This window comes from Caballeronia sp. 11_S32 (genome assembly GCF_056930355.1).
This window is the reverse complement of sequence record NZ_JBXOWH010000002.1, coordinates 604,036-630,901: the sequence shown is the minus strand read 5'-3', so window position 1 is coordinate 630,901 and position 26,866 is coordinate 604,036. Positions and strand designations below refer to the sequence as shown.

Genomic DNA, 26,866 nt, shown 5'->3' with positions numbered 1-26,866 from the left:
TTGGTGAGTTGTCGCCGCGAAGCCCCGTGCGGTTGCAAGGAAGGGCCCTGAGGTTGGGAATTCGCTGGATCGAGAGGTGGACAAAGGGGGAGCAGCAATAAAGCTGCAGGCTGTCGCATTGCACTCAAGCCTTTGCGGTATCAGTCGCCCGAAGAATCCACAGGAAATTCGATAGCTAACCTGAAGCTCGTTTCCGCCGGGGAGCAGGACGATCTCGAAGAGATCTTCAGGAACTGATCTGCGAACGTCGACGGGTTGTGACGGAGGTCATTGGCGAGGCGCTCGTCCATGCGGGGCTTGAGCTTGTCGGGTAGCGCCCCACCGCCGCTGGCCGTGCTCCTGAGCAAGACGTACCGCTTATCGAGTGATCCGGTCATCCACGCGGCGTCTCGAGCGCGGAGTCCGGCTCACCTCAATACGGCGCCGGCCCTTCTCCTCGTGACATTGATGAATGGATCTGAATTTACGTCACATCCTCTGCCTGCATGATTTTCGTAACAGCCTTCGCAACACCCTCGGGGGCTTTCTGGTTACCGGCTTTTCAATTCAGCCAGCAGTGCTTGCGCCGTGCGTAAGTCAGCGAGTTCTTTCCCTTCTCTGATGCTTTCGCAGGCGGGCGACAGCACGGACCGAGCACCTTCGCTGTCACCCGACAATGCCAACTGGCGAGCAAGGCTCAAGGCCGCACGAAGGCGCGGAAGTCCCGCTCCTTGCGCTTGCGCAACCGTGATCGCCTCGCGCAGGCACATCCGTCCTTCGTCGCGTCGCCCCGGCCACCGTGCTGCCAGCAGTTCACCTTTGAGCCGCAGCATTTCCGAGAGCTGAAAGCGTCCCCCATGTTGCGCGACGGCGGCGAGCGCCCGATCGACCTCGACAAGCCCCGCCCCGGGATCTCCCGCGCGGCCGAGCGCTTCGCCCAGCAGTGCCTTGAAGTACGGCAGGCCCATTTCGGCGCCCGTCGCACTGATCGCCGCGATGCCATCGCGCATCTGTTCGATGCCATCGTCGAGCCTGCCCAGTTCCGCCAGCGCCCAGCCCAGCTGAAAAGTCCCTTGCGACAGTAGCAATGGCAAGTCGTATTCCTCGCAGATCGCAATTTCCCTTTGCGCCCATTGCTGCGCCGATTCGGGCTCACCGCGAAGAATATGCGCGAAGCTGCGCGCCCAGTACGCCAGTGCCATCGTCAGCGGATGCCGCAGTTCTTGTGCGAGTTGAAGCGCGCCGTCGCACATCGACAGCGACTTGTCCGGGTATCCGCGCAGACAGTGCACCAGCGCGGTGAAGCATCGGCAGCATACTCCGGGATCATGTCCGGAGTATTTGAATGTCAGTGCATGATCTGGCTCGCGTTCGTAAAGCGCCATTCCGCTCGCACCATGAAACTCGGCCGTGGCGTATTCCCCCATGAAAAAACTGTTCGTCCAGAACAAATGATGCGTCTCGATTCGAATGCCGCGGTCATCCGAATGCTCCGCCAGTGCAGCGCACCGATTGCCGAGTTCACGCGCGATTGCAGACTCGCCCCGGATCATCCGGTACTGCCCTTCGCCGCGCAGCACGGTGAACAGTTCGCTATCGTCACCGAGCTCCTCGCATAGCGCGCGGGCCTGCGTATAGGCGTCGAGCACTTCCATGGCCGCCCAGCCCTTCGCCGCCATCATGGTCACGCCAAGGACCTTGTGGAATTCGAGTTCGTGTCTGAGGAGCGCCGGCGTGCGCGGCAACGTCCGGATGATCTCGACCCCCTTGCTTACGTATTGGATTGCCTGCTGAAACGCGGACCGCTGTAGCGCCTTGCATGCTGCCCGATAAAGATAGACGACAGCCTTGTCCCATAGCTCGCCCGCAAGCGCGTGGTGCGCGAGACGTTCAACATGTTCATCGAGACGCTGCGCATGAAGGCGCTCGATGACCTCCACGAGATGAAGATGCACCGAACGCCTGCGCTCCTTGAGCACGCTCGCATAAGCGACACGATGTGTGAGGGCATGCTTGAAGGTGTACTGCCGCCGCGGCAGCAACCGGGTTTGGTAGATGAATTCAGCCGCCTGCAGTTCGCCAATCAAATCTAGCAGCCGCTCTTGATCGAGCTGCGCGATCGGCTGCAGCAGATCGATCGAGAACTCGTGACCGATCACGGACGCCAGTTGCAGCAGGGTCTTCTGTTGCGCGGAGAGACGATCGATCCGCGACGCAAGGACGGCATGTACCGTCGATGGAATATCGAACGTGTCGATGGTCCGAACCATCTGGTATGCGCCCGTCTCGCCGGCCAGCGCGCCCGCGTCGGCCAGTGCGCGAACCGACTCCTCCAGAAACAGCGGCGTGCCCCCCGTGCGCTCGATCAGGCGTCTGCGAAGCGCCGATAGCTCGCGTGCGTCGCCGAGCAGCGACTGGAGCAGCAGCTCCCCGCTCGCGGCGTCGAGACTGTCCACGCGCAGTTGGGTAAAGTAACTCTTGCCGGACCATGTGTGCCGATACTCCGGTCGGCACGTCACGAGCAGCAACACCCGCGACGCGCCAATGCAGTCGACGAGATGATCGAGCACGGCCTGGGTGCCGTCGTCGATCCAGTGCAGGTCCTCGACGACGAGAACCAGCGGCGCATTTTCACTTGCGCGTATCACCAGCGCGGCGACTGCCTCGAGCGTGCGTTTGCGCCGTTGCGGCGGACTCTCCCGATCCCACTGGTCATCTTCCGACGGCAAGTCCAGCAGCCCGGCGAGCACGGGTAGCGTCGAAGCGAGCGCCGGGTCGATCGCACCGATGCCCTGACGCAGTCTGTTGGCCACTTCGGCCAGCGTGTCGCGCTCGCCAATGCCGAACCACGTCCGGAAAAGATTGGCGAATGGGAGATAGATCGCGCTCGTGTCATGCGAGATGGTCCTTGTCTCGAGCGTCGTCCACCCGGCCGCGCGTGCCGCGTCGACGAATTCGTACACGAGCCGGGACTTTCCGACGCCCGGCTCTCCGATCACCGCGCATACCTGCCCCGCGCCGCGTGCCGCGCGCTCGAGCAGCCATCGCAAGTTGGCCATCTCCGCGTCACGACCGACGAAGCGCGAAAGACTGCGCGTCGAGCGCGCATTCCAGCGAAGCCGCAGCGCCGACTTGGCTTGCAGGATCGAGATCGCGACGGCAGGCGTGGCGCCTGCGAGCGCTCGCGCGGGTCCGTCCGCGAGCTGGATGAATCCTTCGGCGCATCGCGCCGTGTCGGCGCTCACGCCGATCTCACCCACCGTCAATACAGACTCGATTTGGCTGGCGAGTTCGGGCACGGCGCCGAGCGCGTCATAGTGCTGCAAGCGGTCGTTGCCGATCGTCCGGACCACGGCCTCGCCGGAATGGATGCCGATCCGCGCATCCAGAGACTGGCCGATGTGCGTCAGAACGCCTTCGCGCATCGCAAGGGCCGCATAACAGGCGCGCACCGCATGGTCTTCGTGTGCAACCGGCGCCCCGAACAGCGCGGTCATGCCATCGCTCCGCAATTGCGTCACGAGGCCGCCGAATCGTTGAACGACATCGATCATGGCCTTCAGCACCGGGTCGACGCGCTCGAGCGCGATCTCCGGGTCGATATCGTCACCCGTTCCACGCACGCGCACACAGAGCACGCTCAGCTGCTTTCGCTCCGCCGGCAGCGCCGCGCCGCCCGAGGCGCCCCCTGCCTCCTCCACTGCATTGCCGACAGACGCCGCTGGAGTGTCAGGCATCTCGCGCACGTCCGAATCATGCTGGATGCGCGCGGCCAGACGTTGCGTGCCCTCGGCGGGCGCAATGCCGAGCTCGGCATTGAGTATCCGCACGCATTCCTGATACTGGCGAACGGCGGCATCCCGGCGCCCCGTCTTCGCATAGAGCCTCATGAGCGCGGCGTGCGCCCACTCTAGCAATGGGTCGAAAGTCAGGGCTTTGCTCGCCGTCGCAATCGCTCGATCGAATTCATCAGATTGTTCATGGAGACCGACGAGCTCAGCGAACACTTCCATAGCGCGTTCGTGAAACCAGCGACGCTCGACGGTCACCCACTGTTCGAAAGAGTCCTCGCGCAGGCCGAACCCTTCGAGCAAGGTGCCGCGATAAAGCGAAGCCGCCTGTTTCAACGAATCGAGGGAGCGTGCGCTCGCGAGATGAGCAAACCGCAACGCATCGACGTCGACGAGGTGGGCGTCGAGCCATACGGCGTCTGTTTCGGCATTCAGCAGCGGCGCGTCAGACAGCATTCGGCGCAAGCTCGACAGGGTCTGCCGCAAGCTGGCTCGCGCCTGCTCTTCCGCGCTGCGGTCCCAGAACACGCTGGCGAGCTGCTCGCGCGAGCGCAGCATGCCCGGCGACAACGCAAGGTAAGCCAGGACAGCCTTGCTCTTCCTCGTGGGAAATTCCAGCGGCGCGTGTTCCCCGGCAAGCTGAATGTGCAAGCCTCCGAGGACTTGGATCGTGAGCCGGGCCATGTCGAGCGCGAGATGAGGCATCTGACGAACAGTTTACTCCGCGCGGCAAGCGTCATCCGACATGAAACGAGCACGTCTCTCCTGCCTCTTTTTGACGACGTTTTTACGCCGCCCGGCGCGCTTTTCACGGGTCCATGACGTCCGCCTGCCAAAGTGAAGCCGTGACGATGCCTCAGGCCCGGCCCAGCGAAATATTCAGCGGTCCGGAAATGGTAAGCGGCACCGCCACCATGAAACCCGAGGCATCCGTATATCGCATTTGAAGGAGTTGTTTCAATGGAAACCATGATCGAAGAGCAGCCGCTCGAAACCAATCGCTACGCCAAATGTATCGCCGCGTCAAAGCGCGTCCGGTGGGATATCGACCGGGACGTGATTCGCGGCCGCAGCTTCGACTTCACGAAAAAGTTCTTGCCGGACGCCCTTTCGAAAGTCGATTCTCTCGCCCTTCTCGGCCCCGACGAGCGGCGTCTGCTGAGTCAGATTCAGGGGCGCACTTACGCGAACATGTTCGGTCTCGTCGAGCGCTTCATCGCGGCGAAGGTGCTCGAGATGAGTGGTCCGTACCGTCTTGGCGACCAGAGCGCACTCGAAGCACTGGTCCGGTTCAGCGATGAAGAAATCAAACATCAGGAACTGTTTCGACGCATCGAGCAAATGTGCGCGGAAGGCATGGCCGCCGGCTACACATTCCTGCCGGACGCGAACAGCGTCGCCTCGTTCGTGCTCGCGAAGTCCACGTGGGCCGTGCTCGCGTTGACCTGCCATATCGAACTCTTCGTGCTCGCGCACTACCGCGGCAGCATCGATGGCGACGCGAACTCATCCGAACTCTGGAAGGATGTTTTCCTTTATCACTGGCGTGAGGAGTCGCAGCATGCCATCCTCGACGAACTCGAATGGCAACGCGAAGACGCGAAGCTTTCGCCGGACGAGCGTGACCGGGCAGTCGACGAGCTGATCGAACTGGTCGGCGCTATCGACGGAATGCTGCAAACCCAGGCTCACGCCGATGCCGGCTACTTTTCCGCAATCTGCGGACGGCCTCTGCCGGTGATCGAAGAGGAAGCCGTGCGCAAAAGTCTACTTGCCGCCTACAGGTGGCAATACATCATCTCCGGTGTTCAGGAACCGCGCTTCAGCAGGATGCTCAACGGCATGATCACCGGAAATCAGGCATCCCGGATAGCAACCGCGATGGCGCCAATCATGAGCTAGCGCGCGAGAGCCGGCTCAGACCGTTCGCGCAGCATGTGCGAACGGTCTGCGCATCGCGACATGACGCACCGAGCATCGACGACAACGTCTCGATGCTCGCTCTCTTGCTCAGGTTATCGCTCGACCCGACCCGCCGTCGCAATGTCCTCCGTCACCGCAAGAAACCTCGCCACGTCACTCGGCCCGTGACAATGCAATGGAGAGATGCGCACGGCACCGTCGAGGTTGAACGATTTCAACATGCGGCCGGAATAGAGGCTCGTGGCGATGCGCTCATACACGATTACTCCACGCTCCTCGTATGCGCGCACGGCGGCGGTCGGGTCCAAACCATCGAAGGCCATGCCCGCGATCAGGTCGCGGCGCGTCAGATCGTCGTGGTCCCAGAACACCTGTACGCCGTCGATGGCTCGCAGGCCGCGCTGTCCTTCGACTCCATCCAGCATCAACGTAAGCAGCGCACGCTCGTGCTCCTCGATGCGCTGCATCCCCTGCACGAAGAGTTCGCGCCGGTCGTCGGCATCGCTGAAGTGCGCGCCGATCCACGCGACGTAATCGACGATCGCGCTGACCACGGCGAACTGCGCCGGTGCGGGACTCCCGAGTTCCCACACGCCCTTCTCCTTGGCATCGAGCCGATGATGCGGCAGCTCAGCGAGCCGTTCCGACAGCCACGCGACGCCCGCTCCTCTGCAGCCGAAGAACTTGTAAGGCGCGAAGTTCATGCCGTCGACAGGCGTCTTCTGAAGGTCGATGACCGCATGCGGCGCATGCTGAACCGCATCGACGATGATGAACAGATCCGGCTTGCGCGCACGCGCCCGTTCGACGATGGCCGCGATATCGAGCTTCGCGCCGGAAATATTCGAGGCATACATCACGCTCAGCAGCGCCGTGTCGTCGTCGATCAGCGAGACGATCGCATCGGCATCGACGCCGCCCGTCTCCGCGTTGCTCGGCGCGACGCGCAATGCACGGCCCGTGCGTTCGCAGTACAGCTTCATCGCATCGAAGGATGACGGATGCTCGAGAATGGTTGTCACGGCGTTCGTGCCCGGCACGTTCTCCATCACGGCGCGCACCATTTCGAACATCGCGGCCGATGCCGTCAGCGAGAGATACACGCTGCCTTCGCGCGCGTTGAGGATGCGGCGAATATCGGCCTCGCCGCGCGTCTGAATCCCCTGCAAATACAGCGCGCGCTCGTGGATGCGTTCGGGACAATCCGGCAGCGCGTCGACGCGAGCGAACGCTTCCAACGCCGCCTTCAGTCTGAACGATCCGCCGGCGTTGTCGAAGAAGAGGCGCGAACGCCCGTCGACATCGTCATCGACGTAGTGAAAGCGGCTCTTGATCTGCTCCATGAGCGATTCGGAAAACAACTGTCCCTGACCACTGCTCATCTCACTTGCTCCTCGTTTCATAGTTCCCATCTCTGTCTTCACCTATGCTCACGCGTCCAGCGACGCGACATAAGCCTTGCCCTTTTCCGCGTCGTACTGCCCTTCCCATTTGGCAATCACGAGCGGTGCGAGCGCATTGCCGACCACGTTCAGCGCAGTGCGTCCCATATCCATGATCCGATCGACGCCCGCGATGAACGCGAGTCCTTCGAGCGGCAGACCCGCGCTCGCCAGCGTCGTCAGCAGGATGACGAACATGAAGCCGGGCACGCCCGCCGCGCCTTTGGACGTGACGACCATCGTCAGCACGAGCACGATCTGCTCTTGCAGGCCGAGATGCACGCCATAGAGCTGCGCGACGAACAGCGTGCCGATGCCGAGGTAGATCGAGGCGCCGTCGAGATTGAACGTATAGCCCGTGGGCACCACAAAGGTCGTGATGCTTTTGGGCACGCCGAAATCCTCCATCTTCTTCATCAGTTGGGGCAGCACCGTAGCTGAACTGCAAGTGGAAAACGCAATGATGAGTTCATCCTTGATGACCCGGAACAGCGTGAAGATGTTGAAGCCGAAGAGCCGCGCCGTCACGCCGAGCACGAACACCGCAAACAGCACGATCGCGAGATACGTCACCGCGACGAGCTTGATGAGCGGCAGCAGCGAACCGAAGCCGAAACTCGCGACGGTCACGGCGATCAACGCGCACACGCCGAAGGGCGCATAACGCATGACCATGCCCGTGACCTTGAACATGGCATCGCCGATGCCCTTGAATGTCGCAAGCACGGGTTTGCGATATTCGGCGGGCACCGACTGCAGGCCGAGCCCGAACAGCACGGAGAAGAAGATTACCGGCAGCAGATCCCCGCGTCCCATCGCCATGATGATGTTGTCGGGAATGATGCTCAGCAACAGCGCCATGAAGCCGTGATGTCCCTGCGTCTGCTGCGACGTTTGCTGATAGCGTGAGATGTCGGTGTGGCCGAGCTGGGACAGATCGGTGCCCAATCCCGGATGCAGCACATTGCCGAGCACGAGGCCCAGCACGATGGCGATCGTCGTCACGACTTCGAAGTACACCAGCGTCTTGAGGCCGATGCGCCCGAGCGAACGGCCGTCGCCCACGCCCGCGATGCCCATCACCATGCTGGTGAAGACGATGGGCACCACGACCATCTTGATCAGACGGATGAAGATATCGCCGGCCGGCTGGAGAATGCCGTTGATGGCCGATTCCCGGAAATCTGGAAAACGGTTGAGCACCAGGCCCACCGCAACCCCCACTACGAGGCCGATCAGGATTTGCCAGGCGAGTCCGACCCGCGGCTTGCGTTCCTTGCGAACGGCTTCAGGTATTTCCATGACAGATTCCATGCATGTCTCCAGATAATTACCGGTGAATTGGGACGCGTCTCGTGAGCGGACCCTCGTCGGCTCTCGACCGGGACCCATTGCGGAAAAGGTAACTAGCCGAAATCAACAAAAAAAGCGATTTTTTTCTATGAGAAACTATCGCTTTAAGCGATGAAACTGGCGCGCGCATGTTGACCTTCAAGCAGATGGAAGCGTTGTACTGGATTGTTCAACTCGGCTCGTTCGAGGCCGCCGCGACGCGCCTGAACACCACACAGTCGGCGATCTCCAAACGCGTGCAAGAACTGGAGCGCGCGTTCGACGTCGCTGTGTTCGACCGTGCGAATCGCAGTGCGCGTCTCACGGAGAAAGGCACGGAATTCTTCGAGCACGCGAAGGATCTGCTCGAGCGGCGCGATCAGATCGTCGAGCGCATGAGTTCGAAGGAAGCGCTGGTGAGGCAGATTCGCATCGGCGTCACGGAACTCACGGCTCTCACGTGGCTGCCTCGTCTCATCGCGGCGATTCAAGGCGAATATCCGAAGGTCAAGGTCGAAGCCGAAGTCGATCTGAATGCGACGTTGCGCGAACGCCTGGCCGCCGCCACGGTGGACGTCATCATCGTGCCGCAGACGCACGATATCGAGGCGTTTGCAGTGACGCCCGTCGGTCAGGTCGAGAATGCGTGGATGTGCGCGGCCAGCCTCGCGCCGGGCAAGCGTGCAATTCCGCTGGCGGAGATCGCGAAGTATCCGCTCATTCTGCAGGGCGGGCTGTCGGGAACAGGCTACGTGTACAGCCGGTTCCTGGAAGAACAGGGCGTGGCCTTGCAGAAGGTGCTGGCGAGCAACAGCCTCATTGCGCAAGTCGGGCTCACGCTTTCCGGCCTGGGCGTCAGTTACTTACCCAAGGCATGCCTTGCGCGCATGCTTGATCGGCGCGCGCTCGTCGTGGTACCGACGCGACCCGCGCTGCCGCCTGTGAAATACGTCGCCATGCATCGTGCGGAACAGTCGCATTCGCTGAGTGCTGCCGTGGCGCGGCTGGCTGCGCAATCGTGCGACTTCTCCTCTAACCTGCTCGATCCGGGAAGTTAGCCATGATCGCACGCAGTCCGGATCGCCGACTTGCAGATTCCGCGCCTTCGGACAAGACCGGATTTGCTTCCTCCAACACATCGAGATCGATCAGCATGGACTCGCGAGTTGAGGTGCCGATACGACATCGCTTGTCGCTCAAGCGTCGTTGATCGTTTCATGCTCTGCCGGAATCAGAATCTCGATCAGTTCGCAATCAGCCGACCAACCGACGACAGTATGCCGAATACCCGGTGGCTGAACCCAGCATGACCCGGCCTCCAGCCGCTGTGGTCCGAGGCCTTCGAAGTCGGTCTGGAACCAGCCTTTCAGGCAGTAGACCAACTGGAATCGCACGTTGTGATGATGCCGGACGCTGAATTCCGGCCGGAACGGCGCGATCATGCGGATTACGTGTGCTTTGACGAGGCCGTTGGTCGCCGCCGCAACGCCGAGATCCCGATAACTCGAGTAGGCGCGCAGGCCGCCGGTCTTGAAGTCATCCTCGGCGAAATGGCTGATGACGAACTGCTGCGGCGCATCGGGAAATGAAGCACCGGAAAGTGAATGTTCCATGCGCCGCTCCCAAGGATGGTCAGTGGAGAAATGAGACCGCGAATTGATCGGCAAAGCAATCGGTAGCGGCACGCAGACGCGCCGCCTTTCGCCCGAGATGCGAGACTCCGCCGGGGAAGGCCCGATGCCGAATAATGTCGCCATTTCGCAAAACGGCTTAAAGAACCGATCCCGCGGAAGTTCCAATAGCGGGCCTGCCGGAGTACTGGCAACCCGAGGGCCTTGAACCGCACTTGCATCTCACGCACCAGTCCATTACGCGCTTTTCGGTCGGCAGTGCCTGAGCGGCAATGCCGGCCGACGTGGTAGAGCGGCTACGATTCCAGTTCGGCGCCGGGCATCGCCAGTGCAACGTCCGCATCGGGCGAAACCGATGGCGCTCGCGCGCGGCATGCGCCAGCGCAGAAGATGCCCGCGGCTGAAAGCGCGGCGGGCAGCGCGAGGATGAGAAAGAGCGCGGCGTTGGACCAACCCGCCGACAACATCACCGCCCCGCCGAACGATCCGGCGATCGCGCCGATCCGCCCGACGCCGAGCGCCCACGCCACGCCCGTCGCCCGGCTCGATGTCGGATAGAAGCCCGACGCGATGACATTCGCGCAGACCTGCGAACCGCTCACGCAAAACCCCGTCACGAAGATGCCCGCGGCAAGCCACCATGCAGAATCCGCGACCGCCAGCGATGCGACCGCCGCCGCACCCACGAGATAAGCCGCGCTCACGACCCTGTACGCATCGAACCGGTCGATCATGACGCCCAGCACGATCGCGCCGAGCACGCCGCCGCCTTGCAGCAAGCCCGCGAACACCGACGCCTGCTTGAGCGACAAGCCCGCCCTCGCCCCGAGTATCGGCAGCCAGTTGATCAGCATGTACAGCAGCAAGAGACTCATGAAGAACGCGAGCCACAGCAGCAGCGTGCCGCGCCGGCAGTCAGGGTCGAAGAGCCGCACGACCGGCGAAGCACCGGCGCGCTCGTCGGATGTGAAATAGCCCCGGTCGGACGCCGCGCGATCCGGCGACACGCGTTTCAGGATCGCCGCGATGCGCGCTTCGTTCCCTTTGCCGAGCGCGAGGAAGCGGACCGATTCCGGCAACGCGAACCATAGGACCGGCACCAGCATCAACGGAAGCAGTCCGCCGATGACCAGCACGCCGCGCCATCCGAACGCCGCGACGAGATACGCCGTGACCACGCCGCCGAGCGCGGAGCCCAATGAGAAGCCGCAGAACATCAAGGTCAGCAAGGTGCCGCGCCGCCGCTCGGGACTGAATTCCGATGTCAGCGTGATGGCGTTCGGCATCGCGCCGCCAAGTCCGAACCCGGTCAGAAACCGCAACGCGATGAGCCACACGATGTCCGGCGCCGCTGCCGATCCGAGGCACGCCGCGCCGAACCACGCGACCGACAAGATCAGCACGCCGCGCCGCCCGATGCGGTCCGCGAGCGGGCCGCTCAGGAAGGCGCCCATCATCAGTCCGAGCAGACCGGCGCTGAAGAGCGGCCCGAGCGCGATCACAGACAGGTTCCAGTCGCTGCGCACATGCGGCGCGATGAAGCCGATGATGGCAATATCGAACCCGTCCAGCGCAACGATCAGAAAGCACAACACGCCGATCATCACCTGAAAGCGCGACACACGCGCCGCGTCGATGATGTGGCGCACGTTTACCGGCTCGCGCCGCAATTCGTTGGCGTCCATGAAGTCTCCTTGACGTGATGCTCACGCGTGCGCGGTTTGCGCCTTGCTGGCGGCGGCGGTTTCAACCTGTGCGATGAACGCCGGATCGCGCTCACGCAGGTCTTCATGACTGACTCGCCCGGTGCGCCGCATATAGTCGTAGGCGAAGCTCACGGGATCGAGATTCATGCGCGTATCGACGGATTCGTACCAGTCGAGACTCTTGCGCGCCGCGTCCTGAAAGCGGTTCGACGCGTCCCTTCGGCTCGCCTCGAAGGCGGCGAAAGCGGCGGGAACATCATCGCGATGAACCGAGAGCGCCTCGGAGAGCGCGATGGCGTCCTGCATCGCCATGCGCGTACCCGAGCCGAGCGAGAAATGCACGCTGCGCAGCGCATCGCCGAGCAGCACGACGTTGCCGTGCGACCAGCGCGCATTGCTCACGACTTTCGCCTGGAACCATTGCGAGCGGTTGGTCAGCAAGGATTCGCCTTGCAGGTCTTCGGCGAAGACGTTTTCGCAGAACGCGCGGCTCTCGTCTTCAGTCGCGTGATCGAGACCGCAACGCTGCCACGTCTGCGGATCGACTTCGACGAGAAAGGTCGAATGCGTCTTGCTGTATTGGTAAGCATGCGCGATGAATACGCCCTGCGGCGTCTCGCGGAAGATCAGCGACACCGGATGAAACAGGCGCGTCGTGCCGTACCATGCGAACTTGTTGCGCCGCTCGTCGAAGCTCGGCTGGAAGTGTTCGGCGAGACGCGCGCGCACTTCGCTGTTCACGCCATCGGCGGCGACGACGACGTCGTATTCGTCCAGCGCGGCCGGATCATTCACGCAACTGTTGTAGCGCACGTCGACGCCGGCATCGCGGCAAGCCTGCTGCAAGACGTTCAGCAAATCGATGCGCGATGTACGCGAAAAATGGTTGTTCGAAAGGCGCACCGCGACGCCGCGATGCACGACTTCCATATAGTCGCAGCGCTCGTGATGCGCCGTGAACTTGCGGAAGAACGATTCGTCCGCTTCCTTCAGAAAGCTCAGCGCGACATCGGAGAACACCACGCCCCAGCCATATGTCGCACCGGCTTCGTTGCGTTCGTGAACGACGATCTCGTCGCCGGGGTGACGCTGCTTCATCAGCATCGAAAAGTACAGCCCGGCGGGGCCGCCGCCGATCACCGCTATCTTCATGATTTATTCCTCAACATTCCGTAGTAGTGAACGCGGTCTCGCCGAGCAGCGCCCCGGCATCGGGCACGACGGGCGCGAGCCCGAGATGATCGAGCATCTGGCGCACGGTGCAGACGGCCGTCGACGTGACCGGCACGCCGAGTCTGTCCTGCGCGATCTGTATCGCGGCGAGCGACGGCATCTGCACGCAGGCCGACAACACGACCGCGTCCGCACCGGCGATACGGAGCCGCCCGACATCGTCGAGCAGTTGCAGCGGATCGCGCCGGCCGACTTCGAGGTTGTCCGGAATCTCGAAAGAGAGCGCATCCAGCACTTCGATGCCTTCCGCCTCGATATACGCGACGACAGCCGCCGTCAGCGGTTTCATGTACGGCGCCATGAGGGCGATCCTGCGCGCGCCCATCGTCTTCAGACCGGCGACGAGCGCTCCGGCTGACGTCATCACGGGCGCCTCGCAGTGGTTCTCGCGCGCGACGCGCCTCAAGTCTTCCTCGACCTGCCGGTGATATCCCGTGCCCATTGCCATGATGGCGACAAGGCACGCGGTGCTCATCACATCGACGCGCGCATCGGCGAGTTCCGCAGCGCAGCGCAGGCCCTCGCGATTCATCGCCTCCAGTTCTTCCCTGACGACGCGATGCATGCGCATTCGGCTCGAATGGAACGTGAAGCGTTCGGGCAAGATGGCTTCCCTGGCGCGCAGCATTGCGGGGATTTCGGTCTCCATCGTCGTGTTCGAACTCGGCACGATCTGGCCGATTCGATACGTGCGGGATGCTGCCTGCGTCATTCCGTTTCTCCTGCGTAGGGGTGTTCGGCGCAGCGCGCCTGATACTGTTCCAGCGCGTCGCGCAACACGGCGGGCAGCTCTATCGATTCGCGCGCCTCGCGTCGAATGCACACCGGCGTAAGGCGCGCGATGAACGCGATTTCTCCATCAGTCATGCGCGCGGTGATGACGAGCGTGAATGTGCGCGTGCGAATCGATTCGACTTCCACTGTTGCATCGAAGGTCTCGTCGGGTTTGAGCGAGCGGCGAAAATCGAAGTCGAGCGCGCGCGTCGGCGTGCCGAAGCCGTGATGGTTCTTGACCGTTTGCGGCGTGCCATCGAAGAGAAAGCCGTAGAAAAGCTCGGCGAACGAAATGACGTAATCGGAAAACGATGCCGTGTAGACCACGCCCGCCGGATCGCATTCGCCCCAGCGCACGCGCCGCCGCACGACGAACGGTTGCGTGCCCGTCACGTATTCGGTGCTGATCATGCGCCCTCCTTCGCGGCATTCGCAGCGTCGGCACGCGCGGCATGCTCATGCTCGAGACGCACGGCGACGTCGTTGCGCAAGGCAGCCTTGTCGACCTTGCCCACGCGCGTCACCGGAAACTCGTCGACGATCTCGATGCGTTCGGGACACTTGAACTTGGCCAGCCCCTGAGCAACGAGGAAATCGGCGAGCTGCGGCACCGTCGGCGCGGCGTAACCCGCGCGCAGGATCAGATAGGCGCATGCCTTTTCGCCGTACAGCGCATCGGGCATGGCGACGAGCTTCGCATCGGCGACCGCCGGATGGCGGCTCACGTAGGCCTCGACTTCCTCGCAGCCGATCTTCTCGCCGCCGCGATTGATGTTGTCGCGCAGCCGCCCTTCGAACGCAAAGCAACGCACGCCGTCGATGAGCCTTTGCGTCACCATGTCGCCGGTGCGCACGAAGCCATCGGATGTCAGCGTCTGGGCGCTCGCCTCGGGCGCGCGGAAGTAGCCGCGCAAGCTGGAGGGCCCGCGAAAGCACAGCTCGCCCGCCTCGCCGTCCGGCGCGGGCTCGTCCGTGCCGGGCACGAGCACGCGGATCTCATCCGCCTCGCAGCCCGACAGGCCTTGCGTGAAATGCCGCAAACGGGCGGCGTGCGCCGGCCCCGCGCCCATCAGCAGCCCTTCCGTCGTGCCGTACAGGTTGAAGCACGGCACGCCGAGATGCGCTTCGAGCGAATCGGCGCGGCTCAACGTGCCGAACAATTGCAGCGACGACAGATCGTGCCGCGCGATCTCCCGATAGGCGATCATCTGCGGAGCGACAGGACCGATTGACAGTCCGTGCGTGACGCGGTGCGTCTCGATCAGCTCCAGCATCCGCGCGATGTCCACGCGCGGCATCAGCACGGTCGTCGTGCCCGCGGCGATCGTCGAGACGAACGCGTACAGTTGACCCGCGTTGTGCAGGAGCGGCAGCGACCAGATCATGCGGCTCGCCTCGCTCATGCCGATATGCCGCATCCAGGCGAGCGCGTGGCCGATGTACTCCGCATGAAAGCGCGGGATGATCTTCGGCACGCCGGTCGTGCCGCCCGACAACTGGAAGCTCAGCACGTCCTCGCTACCGATACGGATGCCGGCCAGCGCGGCACGCGCGCGCGATAGCGGCATCGACTCGATGAGCGCGTCGATCGTGTGATCGGCCTCGCCGCCCTCGCCGCGCGCAACGATCAGATGTTCGAGCGATGCGATCCGGCCGAACATCTGCCGCGCGAAGCCGACGAGATCGAACGCGGAAAAATCCGCCTGCACGAAATAGCCGCGCGGCTCGGACTGCGCCGCGAGCTGGCCGATCTCGACCTCGCGGTACTGCGGCACCGCGCACACCGGCACGATGCCCGCCTTGTAGGCGCCCATCAGCGCGACGGCGGTGTCGATCGTCGTGCCCATCTGGAAGATCGCGCGATCGCCCGGCGCGAGACCGGTTTCGAGCAGCGCCGCGCCGAGCCGCTCGCTGCGCGCGTCGAGCTCCGCGAACGTGATGGTCGCTTCGTCGGAGATATACGCGGGCCGCTCGGGCACGCGCGCGGCGGTGGCGCGCAGCGCGTCGCCGAGCGTGGTGTCGGCCCATGCGCCCGATGCGAAGTAGCGTTGCGCGAGCTCGGGCGGACAATAGATCACGCCGTCGATCGGATGAAAGATGCCTGTCATGTGTCGTGTCTCCTGCATGTCCATGTGCCGCTTCATCCGCGCGGCGCGATGCGCACGACATCGCGGTCGTGGCATTCGATGCGTCCGTTCAGTCCGCCGGTGAAAAGCCCATACCACACCGCGGGCTTCAGGCCCAACGCGCGGCGCTCGAAGGAAATCGGCTCCCCGGCGCTGATCACCGTGTAGTCGCCCCGGTCTTCCACGCGGCAGGACTCGAGCTTGCGCGCCGCGTCGATCAGCGTGGAAAACTCCGGCACGTTCAGCACGAAGATCTGCAGGCGCTTGGCGTCCGTCTCGTGACGTTCGCCGAGGCGATCCGCCTTGCGCGCCCAGACATCATCGATACAGGCGATCTCGCGTGCCTGCGTCTCCAGTTCGATTGCCGCTTCGAGCGTCGCGGCGGCATCGCGCGCATCGAGCGGGGCAAGCGCGCGCAGCTTGCGCGTGATCTCAATGAAATAGCCGTTCGGATCGCGGAAATAGATCGACTCGATCACCTCGTGCGCCGTCTCCACCGACACATCCACGCCGCGCGCCTCGAGCCGCGACTTCCACGCTTGCAGTTCGTCTTGCGTGTCGACGAGCCACGCCGTGTGCGTCGCGTCGAAGATGTGATCGTCGGGACGTGGCGGATGCGTCGCTTTGCCGTTCAGGACTTCGGGTTCCCGGCTTCCGAGGTAATAGAAGAATGCGATCGTGCTGCCGTTGCCGCTATCGAAAAAGAAGTGAAGGAAATCCGGATGCGTGGCGGGGCCCCATCCGCGCGCGGAAATCGTGTGAATCAGAGGCAGGCCGAGCACGTCGTGATAGAACTAGACTGTCTCTTTGAGCCTCCAGGTCGGCCGTGCCGTGTGATCGACGCCGCGCAGGCGCAAGGCCAGATCGGCGGCGGGCATGTCGCTCAGGTTCATGTCGGTACTCCGTGTTTGATTCGGGAATCTCAGTGAGGAAAGGTCTCGCGCAGCCAGTCGCGCACGATGCGCCCGGCTAAGTAGCGGCCCGCCTCCTCGCCCTCCGCGAGCGCGCGGCCGTGGTGATCGCCGCGCACGCGACGATGCGATTTCGCCGGCGAGCCGAGGCTCGCGTAGATGTCCGCGACGACGGTCGGGAAGCACGCCTGGTCGCCGGTGTATTCCACGACGAGCGAGGGCTGCGTGATCGCGGGCGCGGTCTTCGACAGCAACGCGTTCGATGACACCCCCGACCATGTCGACAGCCATGCTTCCGGCGAACAGCATCGGGCGAACCCGACGGAGCCGTAGTTCGACGCGAACGGGTCCGCGCCCCACAACGAGCCGTATCGGCGATCCGACGGATCGAGCGAAAGATCGAAGCAGCGCAGATCGGCGTCGGTGCGCCAGACGGTCATCAGCGGCGTGTGCGCGGCGACACGGCGCGAGCGCGGATCGGCTGCGTCGCCGGCCGACTTGACGCGCGCGCGCGCGTCGAGACGCTCGGCGATGAGATTGCGCGCGATGGCGTCGAGCCGCTCCACGCGTGCGATTTGCGCCGCTCGATAGCGCGTCACGAAAGGCGCGTCGTAGCGCGACGAATGGGGCGGCGCGTCGAATCCGTTGGACGGCGCGAACGGATCGAGCGATGCATCGAGGGACAGCGCATCGCTTTCGTCAGTCACCGACGGATCGATGCAGCCCTGCAGCAGCGCGCCTTGTCCGGGGTGAGGCGCCACGAAGATCACGCCGTCCACCGGCGGCAGCTCCAGCGAGGCGAGTTTCGTCGGGCGTCCGCCTGGCGTGCGTTCGATGCGCTTTCCCGGCGAGAGATTCGATTGCTGCACATAGAGGGCGTAGAGCCCGCTGCCGCCCGAGTTGCCGAGCAGCACGATGCGTCTGAAACCGGCTCCGCGCAGAAAACGCATGCCGGCCGCCACGTCATAGAGCGCGAACTCGTGTTCGAGGCGCATGTCGTTGCCCACCGAGCGCGGCGCTTGCGTCCATGCTGCATAGCCCGCACCGACGATATCCGGAATCAGGTAATGGCAGGCCATGAACTCGCGCGGATGCATGATGCACACGACGGTATCCGTCGCCCCAGGCGAATACAGCGAACCGCTCGTCGCGGCGCCGTCTTGCGTGCGCAGCACGACGTTGCGGGTGCTGACGCCGGCCGGCAGATCGCGCGGATTCCAGTCCGTGTTGAGAAATCCTGCTGTCGCGCTTCCGTGGCCGGCGCGCGTTTGCTCAGATCGATTCATCGAGTCATCTCCGTTTTTTTACATCTTAGTCGAATAATTTTACGATGTCGTAGATTTTTGATTATGGTTTTTACGGATGCGTCGATTTAACGACAGGCCCGATCGGCCACGCCGGCTATACCGCCCCGTGCCGCAGGCTCACGACGCGACGCCGGATTGAGGTATCGTGTTGATTTTTCTGACACAGACGTCGAAAACGCCGTATGACCAGAACCCAGACCAAGAGCGACGCCTTGCGCGAGAACATCCTCGAAGTGGCGACGCGCCTTTTCATCGAACGCGGCTTCGACGGCACGAGCTTCAACGACATCGCCGACGCGATCGGCGTGAGCCGGCCCGCGCTCTACTACTACTTCAAGAGCAAGGAAGCGATCCTCGAAGTGCTGACTGAGACGGTCACGCGCGCGGCGGGACAACTAGCCTCGGAAGCGGTGCCCGAGCATATGAAGCATCCCGCCGGCATGCTGCGGCACCTGGTGCTGCGTCATGCGCGGCTGATCCTCACGCATCCGCTGCAGTTTCGGGTCGTGGAGAGAAATGAAGGCAACTTGCCGCCGAAGCAACGCGAGTTGGCGGAGCAGGCGCGGCGCGCGGTGCTGGAACAGTTTCAGCACGCGATCGAATTCGGCATCGAGCAGGGACAGTTTCGCGCGCTGGACGCGAAGGTCGCGGCGTTCTCGATCATCGGCATGTGCAACTGGAGCGCATGGTGGTATTCGCCTTCCGGCCCGCGCTCGCTCGAACAGGTCTCGGAGCAGATTGCCGACATGGCCTTGCACTCGGTGCAAATGGAAAACGAAAGGCAGTTGCGGGAACCGAGCGCCGCCGCGGTCATCCGGTTGCTGCGCGACGATATCGACATGCTGGAACGGCGTCTCGCGTCGGGCGGTGATTTCTCCGCAAGCGAATAAGCCAGCACGTCGCGACGAAACCCGGACACGCGGCATTGACCCGAACAAAAGGACGCCGCGTGGACTTCACGATCCGACCATCACGCGACGCCCTGCCCGGCTCAAGCCGACATGGCGTCCGAAGCGTCGATCGTCCGCATGCCGCCGATCACATCGACATGATCTTTCGGCACGAGACCGGAATGAACCGTCGTCCAGCAACTCGGACAGAAGTGCTCGCGGAAAACGACTTCCATATCGATGTAATACGACGGATCGACACGCACGTTGTAGGTCAGCGCCTGAATACCCGCGTCGCGAAAACCGGAGCCCGCGCCGAACAGTTGCGCGTAGAGATGCTCGAACTTGTCGACTGCATCATGAAGCGACTCCGCGGTAGTTGGCCCAGAGGCCAGCGGGGTGGCGACCTCGCCCATCTGCATGCCGTAGCGCATGTCGATTTCGCGATAGAGCTTCGTTTCGACGAACTTGATGCCCTGACGCGCAAGCACCGCGCTGACCTCGTCCTCGAGCCGTTTGAAGTTCCCCGCAACGCGCACAGGATCGAGGGGCGCGACGCCCGGATCCGACAGTTCGCGAATCACGTTGACTTTCGACGCCGCGAGACCGAACGCCGAAAACGCCGACGCGACGGGGCCGAGCGTAACGCATAAACCCCTACATGCTTTTAAGGCGTAAGACTCGGGATTGGAGGATGAGGCAAACGTTTCCCGTGAAACTTTTTATCTACTCATCGATAGATTTTTTGGAAAGTTTCTGCGCCGCCGGCAATCAATAGAAATATCAAATAGGAGGAGCCCTGCCTATTGGCGCGTGTCGGGTGTCTGGGCAGCAAAGGGCAACACTCGCCGAAGGGACAAAAAACCACCCGGAAGAACGGGTCGCCTCACGCTTGCGGTGCAGCCGGGCTAATACACCTCGACATGATCCGGATATACGCCCGTTTCCCGCGCGGCTTGCTCCACCGCTTCCGGACTGTCGCACTCGGCAAGCACGCCGATCTCCTCCTCACCGGCAAATAAGCGGCCCGCCCACTGGCCCGACGGTGCGCGGTAGATCCGCAGGGTGACGGCGTGGTCTGTGTCGTGATCCAATTCAAGCTCCTAAAGGAAAGGCGGCGGGGAGCGTCTGCCCACAGCGCCAACACGAAGCGACACCCGTTGCGGCGGCACGAATCTACTTTAACTGAACGACCGCTCTCGAAGGCGCACCGGTCATCAACACGGCGGCAATGAAAAGCGGTACACCAGACCGCACAAGGGCCCCGTGGGTCGTTCCCTTCTCAGAGTTCCTTTGAGATCGATGCTGCGCCTTCCGCCTCCCGCTGCTGCAAAACTCGCCACTGAACCTTTCCGCTGCCGGATTGCGGGAGACCGTCGATGATTTCGACGATCTGTGGGACCTTGTAAGTCGCTATACGAGTACGCGCCCATTCGCGAATCTCTTCGGGGCTGATATCGGCTCCAGCTCGCAGTACAACAAAGGCTTTGACGAACGGACCGACAACTGACGTGTTTGAAAGCGAGCGAACGGCAAAGGGCCTTCCGGCCTCTCAGTCGCGCGAGCGGCCGCTCTCGTTTGGCAGGACGGGATGTTGTGCCTCCCATTCGCGACGGGTTTTCGCCAATTCCTCGGCAAGCAGCTTCTCGTCCGGAAGTACGGTGTGGTACTCAGCGGCTAGCACCTTGTTGGGCAAGCCGTCGAGCGCATAGCGCGCGATCGCCTCGTTGGTCCTCGCACAAAGGATCAGGCCAACCGGCGGATTCTCGCCGGGCAGCGTCCAGTGTTCCTTCGCGTAATTGCAGTACATATGCATCTGCCCGACATCTGCGTGATTCAGCTCGGTCAGTTTGAGATCGATGATCACGAGGCAGCGCAGTCGCCGATGAAAGAAGAGCAGGTCTACGCGAAACCAGCTGTCACCGATGCGCAACCTTCGCTGCCGCCCCACGAATGTAAAATCGCCGCCCAGTTCAAGCAAGAAGTCCTCAAGCCGATGGATTAGCGCGTCTTCGAGATCGCTTTCTGAATACTCGTCCTTCAGGTCAAGGAACTCGAGCACGTAAGGATCCTTGATCGCTTCTTCAGGCTTCATGATGTCACCGGGATTAGCGACAGCGCCCTTGTTGAGCATTGCGCGCTTATCCTTGGACATCAACGTACGTGTGTAAAACTGACTGCCAATCTGGCGCTCGAGCTGTCTCACGCTCCAACCACCGCGCAACGCCTCGCCTTCGTAGAACGACCGCTCATCGGGCGATCGCGTCCGTCGCATCAGTCGCACGTAGTGCGTCCAGGACAGCGGGAAGCGCTCAGACAGCTGTTGAAGCGAAAATTCCCGAATCGGTGATTCGGTTTTTGCTCTGGACGCGCGGGCCGGAGATTTCCGAATCACTGATTCGGAAATCTCGCCCGGGGGATAGCTCTGGTAGAAGAGCCGCATCAATTCCAGATTGTCAGCGCCGAAGCCCCGTCCAAACTGCCCCGTCAGATCCGCCGACAGACGTTGCAAGAGTGCCTGTCCATATGCCGCGCGCCCCTTTCCACCCTGCTCTGATTCGACGATCCGACGGCCGACCAGCCAATATGTTGCCGTCATCAGTGCGTTGACGCTCCGAGCAGCAGCGCGTCGACCGTCTTCGAGGAGCGCGACCACATCGCGGAGCGTGTCGCTGTACGCGCCTTCGGGTAGGAGCACATCCGTCATCTTTTCGGTTCCACGAGTCTCGTCGAAGGAAGGCAAAGAAATCGGTCTTCAATGCAGGCAGCACGGACCGAAGGCCGCAAAGTATACGCGATGAGGCTCGTCATAAGCGTTCCTCTCCGGTTGCTTCGGCGATCACGCCACGGTCTGCTCTGCTTGGCGAATAGCACGTCGATCGGCGGGCAGGTTGGCTTTTGACTCCTTCATTGCCTTGTGCGGCGAAGTCCTTATTCCTTGCCGCCTATCCCGCTTGCAGGGCGAGCCGCCGTCGTGTCATATGGTGCAGCGGTACGTGGGTATCTTACGCGTCGGGCCTGATATCCGTGCCGGGCGCGTCGCGGTGGCCGGTGGCTCACGGAGAATCCTCGCGGCGCTGTTTCGATATTGCACAGTAGAGCCCCGCGTCGATCGCAAGGTTGCATTCGATGATGATGTCGCGGAAGTCATTGCAGGAAACGCCGGCGAAAGCGCGTCTGCGGATGACCTGCATTCAACAGGTCAAAGTCAACCAGTGAGGCCAACGTATTGCGTAGCGGCCCGATCAAGTAGTACGACGCCCAATCCACGCCCAGACGGGCGAGCGGTCGAAACAGGACGCGGGATTCAGTTGGAAAAATCCCGTAATGCCGCCGCCAATGATCATCCACCTTGCGTGCGCTTTGTCCAGGCTGGGCGAAGCGGCGAGTATGTTGAGGCAAGAGCGACAGCCCGCGCGGAACTGACGAGCAGTGCGCCACGGTGTCGGTTGACGACGGTCTGGTACGAGATGTCGAGGCCCAGACCCATGCCTTGACCCGGCGGCTTGGTTGAGAAAAACGGTTCGAAGAGATGCGGCACGACATCGTCTGCGATGCCGGTCCCGTTATCGATGATCTCGACCACGGCTTCGTCCATCTCGCGGTACGTTCGGTGAATGATGTCGCCGAGGCCATTCGTCGCGTCGATCGCATTGTCGATCAGGTTCGCAAGCAGTCCTCGTGCGTCAGCGAGGAAAGCGGTTTGCCGAGCACGACAACAGACCAGAGCAGCAGTCGCTCGGCTTCCTTGCGATAGTTCTCGAAGGTGGTCTTCGTATCGACAAAGCGCGAGAGCCACGCCCGGATCGCATCGAGGTCATGGTCCGCTGCGATCTGCGTGTTTGTCATACTTTGGCGAGGGAAATCAATGACGTGCGTCATCTCACGCACAGCCCTCGAAACGTATTTTTGGCTTGCGCCGAATGCCGACGATGCTCGGATGTTGGTGGTCTTTCGCAACGAATCCGGCCGCATCCAGGCCATCGACAAGCGAAGGCTCCGAGCGCATCTGCCAACGCACTTGGAGTTATCTGCGCCTGCCTTCGCTAAGGGCTGATCTCCGCTTATTTCGAGCACGCTGAACGCGACACCCTTCGCTGGTCACGCATTGGTGGCGAAGCTTTTTGACGAGGGTGGCGGCCCTGACCATTAGTTGCATTACGTTGACCTTTAAACCGCCCACTTAGCGAACCGGCCGTGAGGACGGCTCATGATTCGGCCAACAGCGTGAGCCCAGCCGCACTGCTCGCGACATCCGCGCCTCCGTACAGGGTCTGGCTCGCTCGCAACCACCCAACGTTCTGCCACCGGCGACCGACTTCGCCTTCATCGAACGTCGAGAAGGAAGCAGTCGAGATCTGCCTGGCGCCGTCGTTGAAGGTGCTTCCAGCGAGGCCATAGACGCCTTGCGCCCTTTGACGGTGAACGCCTTCATGCCGCAACTAGACGACGTCGTACGGACAGGCGAGCGCACGTTCGTATGGATACCTACCTTTCAATGATCAGGCGATGAAGGTCATTGTGCAGGGGTGGCCGGCTCACGGGCCAACCGCAGAAAAGATCGACATGTCAGTAAAGGGCGACGCTGCTTGACTCACGTTGTGTAGATGCAGGTTCGGTGGTCCGGAGGGCAGTCCGCGCAGCTTGTTCAAGCGGCGGGTTACCTTCTGCCACGGACTGGCTTCGAAAAACGAGGGATCAGACAGTGCTTGAGTAAGTTTTGCATCGAGTTCAGCGAAGAGGCTGAAAAGCAGGAACGGCGGAGCAGGAAGGGGCGAGATTGCTTGCATGAGCAACTGCTGTTCTGTTAAGCCGGGCCCAACCCTGGCAAGGCGGTTTTGAAACGCAATCAGCTGTTGCTGCGTTGGTGGTTCCCCTCATTGCCAACCCGAATAGGCGCTTCAGTGTCTGCTCCGCGTCGAAAAAGGCCCGCAGCCATGGGCATTTTCGTTCACGCCCGACTCGGCCAGATCCCCGCCCTTCGGGCCCAACAATTGCTGCTGTGCTATAACTGGGCGTGCGTCACGCTTCCGCTCTATGGGGTTTGATAAATTCCACGATGGAGAACAACGATGCATCGACGAAGCTTCATGGTCAAGTCGACCGCCGTTCTGGCGCTCGGAACCCTCGCACTTTCCGGATGCACGGCCAACAAAAACACTGGAGCCGAACAGGCTGCGGGTGCCGCTGATCTGCGCCGCTCCATCGACGCCGACGTCGAAAGCACCCTTCAGCGTCTCTATGCCACCGTAGGCGGTTCGCGCGAATTAGTTGCGAAAGCGAGCGGCGTCCTCGTGTTCCCATCCGTGCTTCAGGCCGGCTTCGTCGTCGGCGCGCAGTACGGCAAAGGCTCGCTGCGCGCGGGTGGCCGCACCGTCGGCTACTACAGCACAACTTCGGGCTCGCTCGGTCTACAGGCGGGCGCGCAATCGAAGGCGCTTATCTTCCTGTTCATGACACAGGACGCGCTCAACAAATTCCGCAGCTCCGACGGCTGGTCGGCCGGTGCAGACGCTTCCGTGGCGCTCGTCAGGATTGGCGCGAACGGCTTGATCGACACGACCACCGCGTCAAAGCCGGTCCAGGCGTTTGTATTGACCAATGCCGGCTTGATGGCCGACGCCTCGCTTCAAGGCACGAAGGTATCCCGCCTGAACGAGTGAGCCAGTCTCGCAGTTGTTTCAAGCGGCGCAGCGTACGATCGCTGCGTCGTGCGAGCTTCCCGGTCGACGCCACATGGCGGTTGTCTTATAGGTGCTTCGCTGGAGCGGGCCTACGCCTGCGTCAGTCTGCTTGGGTCGCATGCGCCGAAAGCACATTCCAGCGCATGCGTGCCGCTACGCGCGCATGAAACTGGCGAGGCCGGTGCCCTACATCACTCCTCCTTTCCTCGGTATCCGCCGGGCTCGACCGCGTGAGAATCGGCTTTCGGTGCGTTGCTCTCGCGGCTACTCCTGCCGCAGCCGGGCATCGTGGTACTTGATCACGTCCATGACCGCCGCCGTCATCACCGCGGTTGACACTCCAAACATCAGGATGCCATTGGCGGCTTCTATCGGGCCAAGCATGCGCCCGTGCCTGGACATGACAATGTCGCCGTAGCCCAGCGTGGCAAAGTTGACTGCGGAGTGATATAGAGCAGTGGTGAAATCAGGAAACTCGCCCAAGAGCATGAACAGAGCCGCCCAGATCGCCATCTGGGCGAAGTTACAGAGCAAGGTGAGCAGCATCACTGCCGACAACAGCAACACATCCATCCACAGCGGTTCCTTATCTTTATGGGTGTGCCGAAAGCGAGCGTAGCGGCGCAGGCAGATGGCAACGACCACGGCCTGCAGAAGCAGGCACAGGAGCATGACCGGAGAGGCGACCAGTACACTGTGCAGCATGATTGACCCCGCCTTCAGGGAGAGCGCATTGGTACACAAGGCGCCGCGTTCGGGACCCGGAGATTGCAACTTCAGAACTTGCTACTCTAGCCAGTCATAGGACACAGCGTCAGATGCACTCCGCTATATCCCGCTCCAACTATTGGACGTGCCGAACGGTTGTACTAGACATCCGACTGGCGAGAGCTGCTACGCCAGCGCGGAACGGGATTCGTTGCATATAAGAACGATCTTGCCTGACACGCCACCGTCGCCGAGCACCTCGTGTGCGCGACGCGCATCCACAAGAGGAATGAGCTGCGCGATGTGCGGCCTGATCTCTCCGTGTTGAAGAAGCTCAAACAGCGCGATCAAATCTTGTCGAAACAACTCCGGCTTCATGCGCTTGAGCCACTGAATGCTATAAGGGATCACGTGTTTTCGACCGGGCAGTAACCAGCCACCAAGGATATAAAGCCCGAAGATGGCAAGCGCGCGAAAGCGATGGCGACCGCCTGAGCGACCCGAAGCCAGTCTGCCTTTACGCAGGGAGGACGTTAAGCCATATGCCACCACTGTGCCTCCGGAACGAAGTGCTTCGCGGGAACGCCAGATGTGCGTGCCGCCGATGCCATCAAAGACCACGTCGACGCCGTCGATTGTGAGCCGGCGGATTTCTTCCACGAAGTCGAGCTGTTGATAATCAATCGGAGTAGCGCCGAGTTCAGCGACGGTCGACGCGCCATGTGATGAGCATGTACCGTACATCTCCAGACCGGTGAGACGGCCGAGCTGTAATAGCGCCGAGCCTACCCCTCCCGCCGCACCATGAATCAAGACGCGCTGGCCCGGCCCGACATGCGCCGAGCGATGCAGCATCTGATAAGCCGTGACATAGTTCAGGACGAGGCTAACGGCCTCGCTCGCGTCCAATCCAGGCGGGACGGGAATCAGCTCATTCTGCGACATGCATACGTACTGCGCGTACCCGCCACTGATTGGGAGCGCGGCGACTGTCTGTCCGGATTCGATGCCGACTACGCCACTGCCAATCCGGTCCACCACGCCCACCAGATCCCAGCCTGGGGTGAAAGGTATCCGAGGCGTTTCAGGGTGAACCCCTTCGCGCATTAAAAGATCAGGCAGGCAGACTCCCGCAGCCAGCACTTTCACCCGCACCTCTCCGTCCCGCGGCTCCGGGCAATTTTCCTCAATCACCCTAAGCACATCGGGCCCTCCGTACCGAGTCACAACGATACGAGTGTTTATCATCGCCTCCACCTGACGGCTGCATGCAACTGGAGAACCTCTGGAAACGCGAAGGCGCGCAGATGGGGTCCCTCGAAGCGCAATACGCCACTGTATAAATGGAAGCCTCCCATGGTCTCGTGGCACGCCGTTGATTCAGATCAAGCGCACGAATATCCTGTCTATCTGTAGCGCTACGGTCATC

At 62.2% G+C, this 26,866-nt stretch carries 22 protein-coding genes and 3 pseudogenes; 5 read left to right on the top strand and 20 right to left on the bottom strand.

Annotated features, from left to right (window positions below; all coding sequences use genetic code 11):
* Window positions 1–530: 530 nt before the first annotated feature.
* On the bottom strand, window positions 531–4,475 hold the full coding sequence (locus AC1Z32_RS11080; RefSeq protein WP_483478741.1) for an AfsR/SARP family transcriptional regulator: 3,945 nt from the start codon (window positions 4,473–4,475) through the stop codon (window positions 531–533).
* 255 nt (window positions 4,476–4,730) lie between these two features.
* On the opposite strand from AC1Z32_RS11080, the gene AC1Z32_RS11075 reads away from it, so the two are divergent.
* Entirely contained in the window at window positions 4,731–5,672 is a 942-nt protein-coding gene (locus AC1Z32_RS11075) for a hypothetical protein (protein ID WP_483478740.1), read from the top strand.
* Between the two features lie 113 nt (window positions 5,673–5,785).
* Here the strand turns inward: AC1Z32_RS11075 and AC1Z32_RS11070 are convergent, their stop codons facing one another.
* Both AC1Z32_RS11070 and gltP read right to left on the bottom strand, forming a co-directional pair.
* The gene (locus AC1Z32_RS11070) at window positions 5,786–7,075 is read right to left on the bottom strand and encodes an aminotransferase class V-fold PLP-dependent enzyme (RefSeq protein ID WP_483478739.1); all 1,290 of its coding nucleotides are present in this window, start codon (window positions 7,073–7,075) and stop codon (window positions 5,786–5,788) included.
* Between the two features lie 48 nt (window positions 7,076–7,123).
* Window positions 7,124–8,449: a glutamate/aspartate:proton symporter GltP gene (gltP, locus tag AC1Z32_RS11065; protein ID WP_483478738.1), complete on the bottom strand. Its 1,326-nt coding sequence runs from the start codon at window positions 8,447–8,449 to the stop codon at window positions 7,124–7,126.
* Between the two features lie 167 nt (window positions 8,450–8,616).
* Here gltP and AC1Z32_RS11060 point away from each other — a divergent pair, with 167 nt between their 5' ends.
* Window positions 8,617–9,525 carry a LysR family transcriptional regulator gene (locus tag AC1Z32_RS11060; protein WP_483478737.1) on the top strand — a complete coding sequence of 303 codons (909 nt, stop codon included), beginning with the start codon at window positions 8,617–8,619 and terminating at the stop codon, window positions 9,523–9,525.
* A 138-nt stretch (window positions 9,526–9,663) separates the two neighbouring features.
* Here AC1Z32_RS11060 and AC1Z32_RS11055 read toward each other — a convergent pair whose 3' ends face one another.
* The 8 genes and pseudogenes from AC1Z32_RS11055 to AC1Z32_RS11020 all read right to left on the bottom strand — a co-directional run bounded on the left by AC1Z32_RS11055 (window position 9,664) and on the right by AC1Z32_RS11020 (window position 18,134).
* Window positions 9,664–10,080 (bottom strand): cupin domain-containing protein, encoded by a 417-nt coding sequence (locus tag AC1Z32_RS11055; RefSeq protein ID WP_483478736.1) that lies wholly within the window; start codon window positions 10,078–10,080, stop codon window positions 9,664–9,666.
* A gap of 314 nt (window positions 10,081–10,394) precedes the next feature.
* Entirely contained in the window at window positions 10,395–11,783 is a 1,389-nt protein-coding gene (locus AC1Z32_RS11050) for an MFS transporter (protein ID WP_483478735.1), read from the bottom strand.
* A 21-nt stretch (window positions 11,784–11,804) separates the two neighbouring features.
* Window positions 11,805–12,956 (bottom strand): FAD-dependent monooxygenase, encoded by a 1,152-nt coding sequence (locus tag AC1Z32_RS11045; RefSeq protein WP_483478734.1) that lies wholly within the window; start codon window positions 12,954–12,956, stop codon window positions 11,805–11,807.
* 10 nt (window positions 12,957–12,966) lie between these two features.
* The gene (locus AC1Z32_RS11040; protein ID WP_483478733.1) at window positions 12,967–13,749 is read right to left on the bottom strand and encodes a maleate cis-trans isomerase family protein; all 783 of its coding nucleotides are present in this window, start codon (window positions 13,747–13,749) and stop codon (window positions 12,967–12,969) included.
* Window positions 13,746–14,222 (bottom strand): acyl-CoA thioesterase, encoded by a 477-nt coding sequence (locus AC1Z32_RS11035; RefSeq protein ID WP_483478732.1) that lies wholly within the window; start codon window positions 14,220–14,222, stop codon window positions 13,746–13,748. Before AC1Z32_RS11035 ends, AC1Z32_RS11040 begins: the two co-directional genes overlap by 4 nt.
* Complete coding sequence (locus tag AC1Z32_RS11030; RefSeq protein WP_483478731.1) at window positions 14,219–15,919, bottom strand: AMP-binding protein; 1,701 nt, start codon at window positions 15,917–15,919, stop codon at window positions 14,219–14,221. Before AC1Z32_RS11030 ends, AC1Z32_RS11035 begins: the two co-directional genes overlap by 4 nt.
* Before the next feature lie 32 nt (window positions 15,920–15,951).
* Window positions 15,952–16,815: pseudogene (locus AC1Z32_RS11025) on the bottom strand (VOC family protein).
* A 44-nt stretch (window positions 16,816–16,859) separates the two neighbouring features.
* Complete coding sequence (locus tag AC1Z32_RS11020; RefSeq protein ID WP_483478730.1) at window positions 16,860–18,134, bottom strand: alpha/beta fold hydrolase; 1,275 nt, start codon at window positions 18,132–18,134, stop codon at window positions 16,860–16,862.
* Between the two features lie 203 nt (window positions 18,135–18,337).
* Between AC1Z32_RS11020 and AC1Z32_RS11015 the strand changes: the two genes are divergently transcribed.
* Window positions 18,338–19,045 (top strand): TetR/AcrR family transcriptional regulator, encoded by a 708-nt coding sequence (locus AC1Z32_RS11015; protein WP_483478729.1) that lies wholly within the window; start codon window positions 18,338–18,340, stop codon window positions 19,043–19,045.
* A gap of 101 nt (window positions 19,046–19,146) precedes the next feature.
* Here AC1Z32_RS11015 and AC1Z32_RS11010 read toward each other — a convergent pair whose 3' ends face one another.
* From AC1Z32_RS11010 to AC1Z32_RS10985, 6 genes and pseudogenes are all read right to left on the bottom strand, one after another.
* The gene (locus tag AC1Z32_RS11010; protein ID WP_483478728.1) at window positions 19,147–19,629 is read right to left on the bottom strand and encodes a hypothetical protein; all 483 of its coding nucleotides are present in this window, start codon (window positions 19,627–19,629) and stop codon (window positions 19,147–19,149) included.
* 324 nt (window positions 19,630–19,953) lie between these two features.
* Window positions 19,954–20,139, bottom strand: coding sequence for a hypothetical protein (locus AC1Z32_RS11005; RefSeq protein ID WP_483478727.1), 186 nt, complete (start codon window positions 20,137–20,139; stop codon window positions 19,954–19,956).
* A gap of 188 nt (window positions 20,140–20,327) precedes the next feature.
* A pseudogene (locus AC1Z32_RS11000) lies at window positions 20,328–20,540 on the bottom strand (AMP-binding enzyme); the annotation flags it as partial.
* A 57-nt stretch (window positions 20,541–20,597) separates the two neighbouring features.
* Window positions 20,598–21,752 carry a PDDEXK nuclease domain-containing protein gene (locus AC1Z32_RS10995; RefSeq protein ID WP_483478726.1) on the bottom strand — a complete coding sequence of 385 codons (1,155 nt, stop codon included), beginning with the start codon at window positions 21,750–21,752 and terminating at the stop codon, window positions 20,598–20,600.
* Between the two features lie 636 nt (window positions 21,753–22,388).
* Window positions 22,389–22,664: an ATP-binding protein gene (locus AC1Z32_RS10990; RefSeq protein WP_483478824.1), complete on the bottom strand. Its 276-nt coding sequence runs from the start codon at window positions 22,662–22,664 to the stop codon at window positions 22,389–22,391.
* Between the two features lie 50 nt (window positions 22,665–22,714).
* Window positions 22,715–22,882: pseudogene (locus AC1Z32_RS10985) on the bottom strand (tyrosine-type recombinase/integrase); the annotation flags it as partial.
* A gap of 31 nt (window positions 22,883–22,913) precedes the next feature.
* Here AC1Z32_RS10985 and AC1Z32_RS10980 point away from each other — a divergent pair.
* On the top strand, window positions 22,914–23,102 hold the full coding sequence (locus AC1Z32_RS10980) for a hypothetical protein (protein WP_483478725.1): 189 nt from the start codon (window positions 22,914–22,916) through the stop codon (window positions 23,100–23,102).
* Window positions 23,103–23,583: 481 nt separating this feature from the next.
* On the opposite strand, the gene AC1Z32_RS10975 is transcribed toward AC1Z32_RS10980, so the two are convergent.
* Window positions 23,584–23,835, bottom strand: coding sequence for a hypothetical protein (locus AC1Z32_RS10975; protein WP_483478724.1), 252 nt, complete (start codon window positions 23,833–23,835; stop codon window positions 23,584–23,586).
* 282 nt (window positions 23,836–24,117) lie between these two features.
* Here AC1Z32_RS10975 and AC1Z32_RS10970 point away from each other — a divergent pair, with 282 nt between their 5' ends.
* Complete coding sequence (locus AC1Z32_RS10970) at window positions 24,118–24,708, top strand: BPSL1445 family SYLF domain-containing lipoprotein (protein WP_483478723.1); 591 nt, start codon at window positions 24,118–24,120, stop codon at window positions 24,706–24,708.
* Between the two features lie 285 nt (window positions 24,709–24,993).
* Here AC1Z32_RS10970 and AC1Z32_RS10965 read toward each other — a convergent pair whose 3' ends face one another.
* Both AC1Z32_RS10965 and AC1Z32_RS10960 read right to left on the bottom strand, forming a co-directional pair.
* Window positions 24,994–25,434 carry a potassium channel family protein gene (locus tag AC1Z32_RS10965; RefSeq protein ID WP_483478722.1) on the bottom strand — a complete coding sequence of 147 codons (441 nt, stop codon included), beginning with the start codon at window positions 25,432–25,434 and terminating at the stop codon, window positions 24,994–24,996.
* A gap of 189 nt (window positions 25,435–25,623) precedes the next feature.
* Entirely contained in the window at window positions 25,624–26,685 is a 1,062-nt protein-coding gene (locus tag AC1Z32_RS10960) for a medium chain dehydrogenase/reductase family protein (protein WP_483478721.1), read from the bottom strand.
* Between the last annotated feature and the right edge of the window lie 181 nt (window positions 26,686–26,866).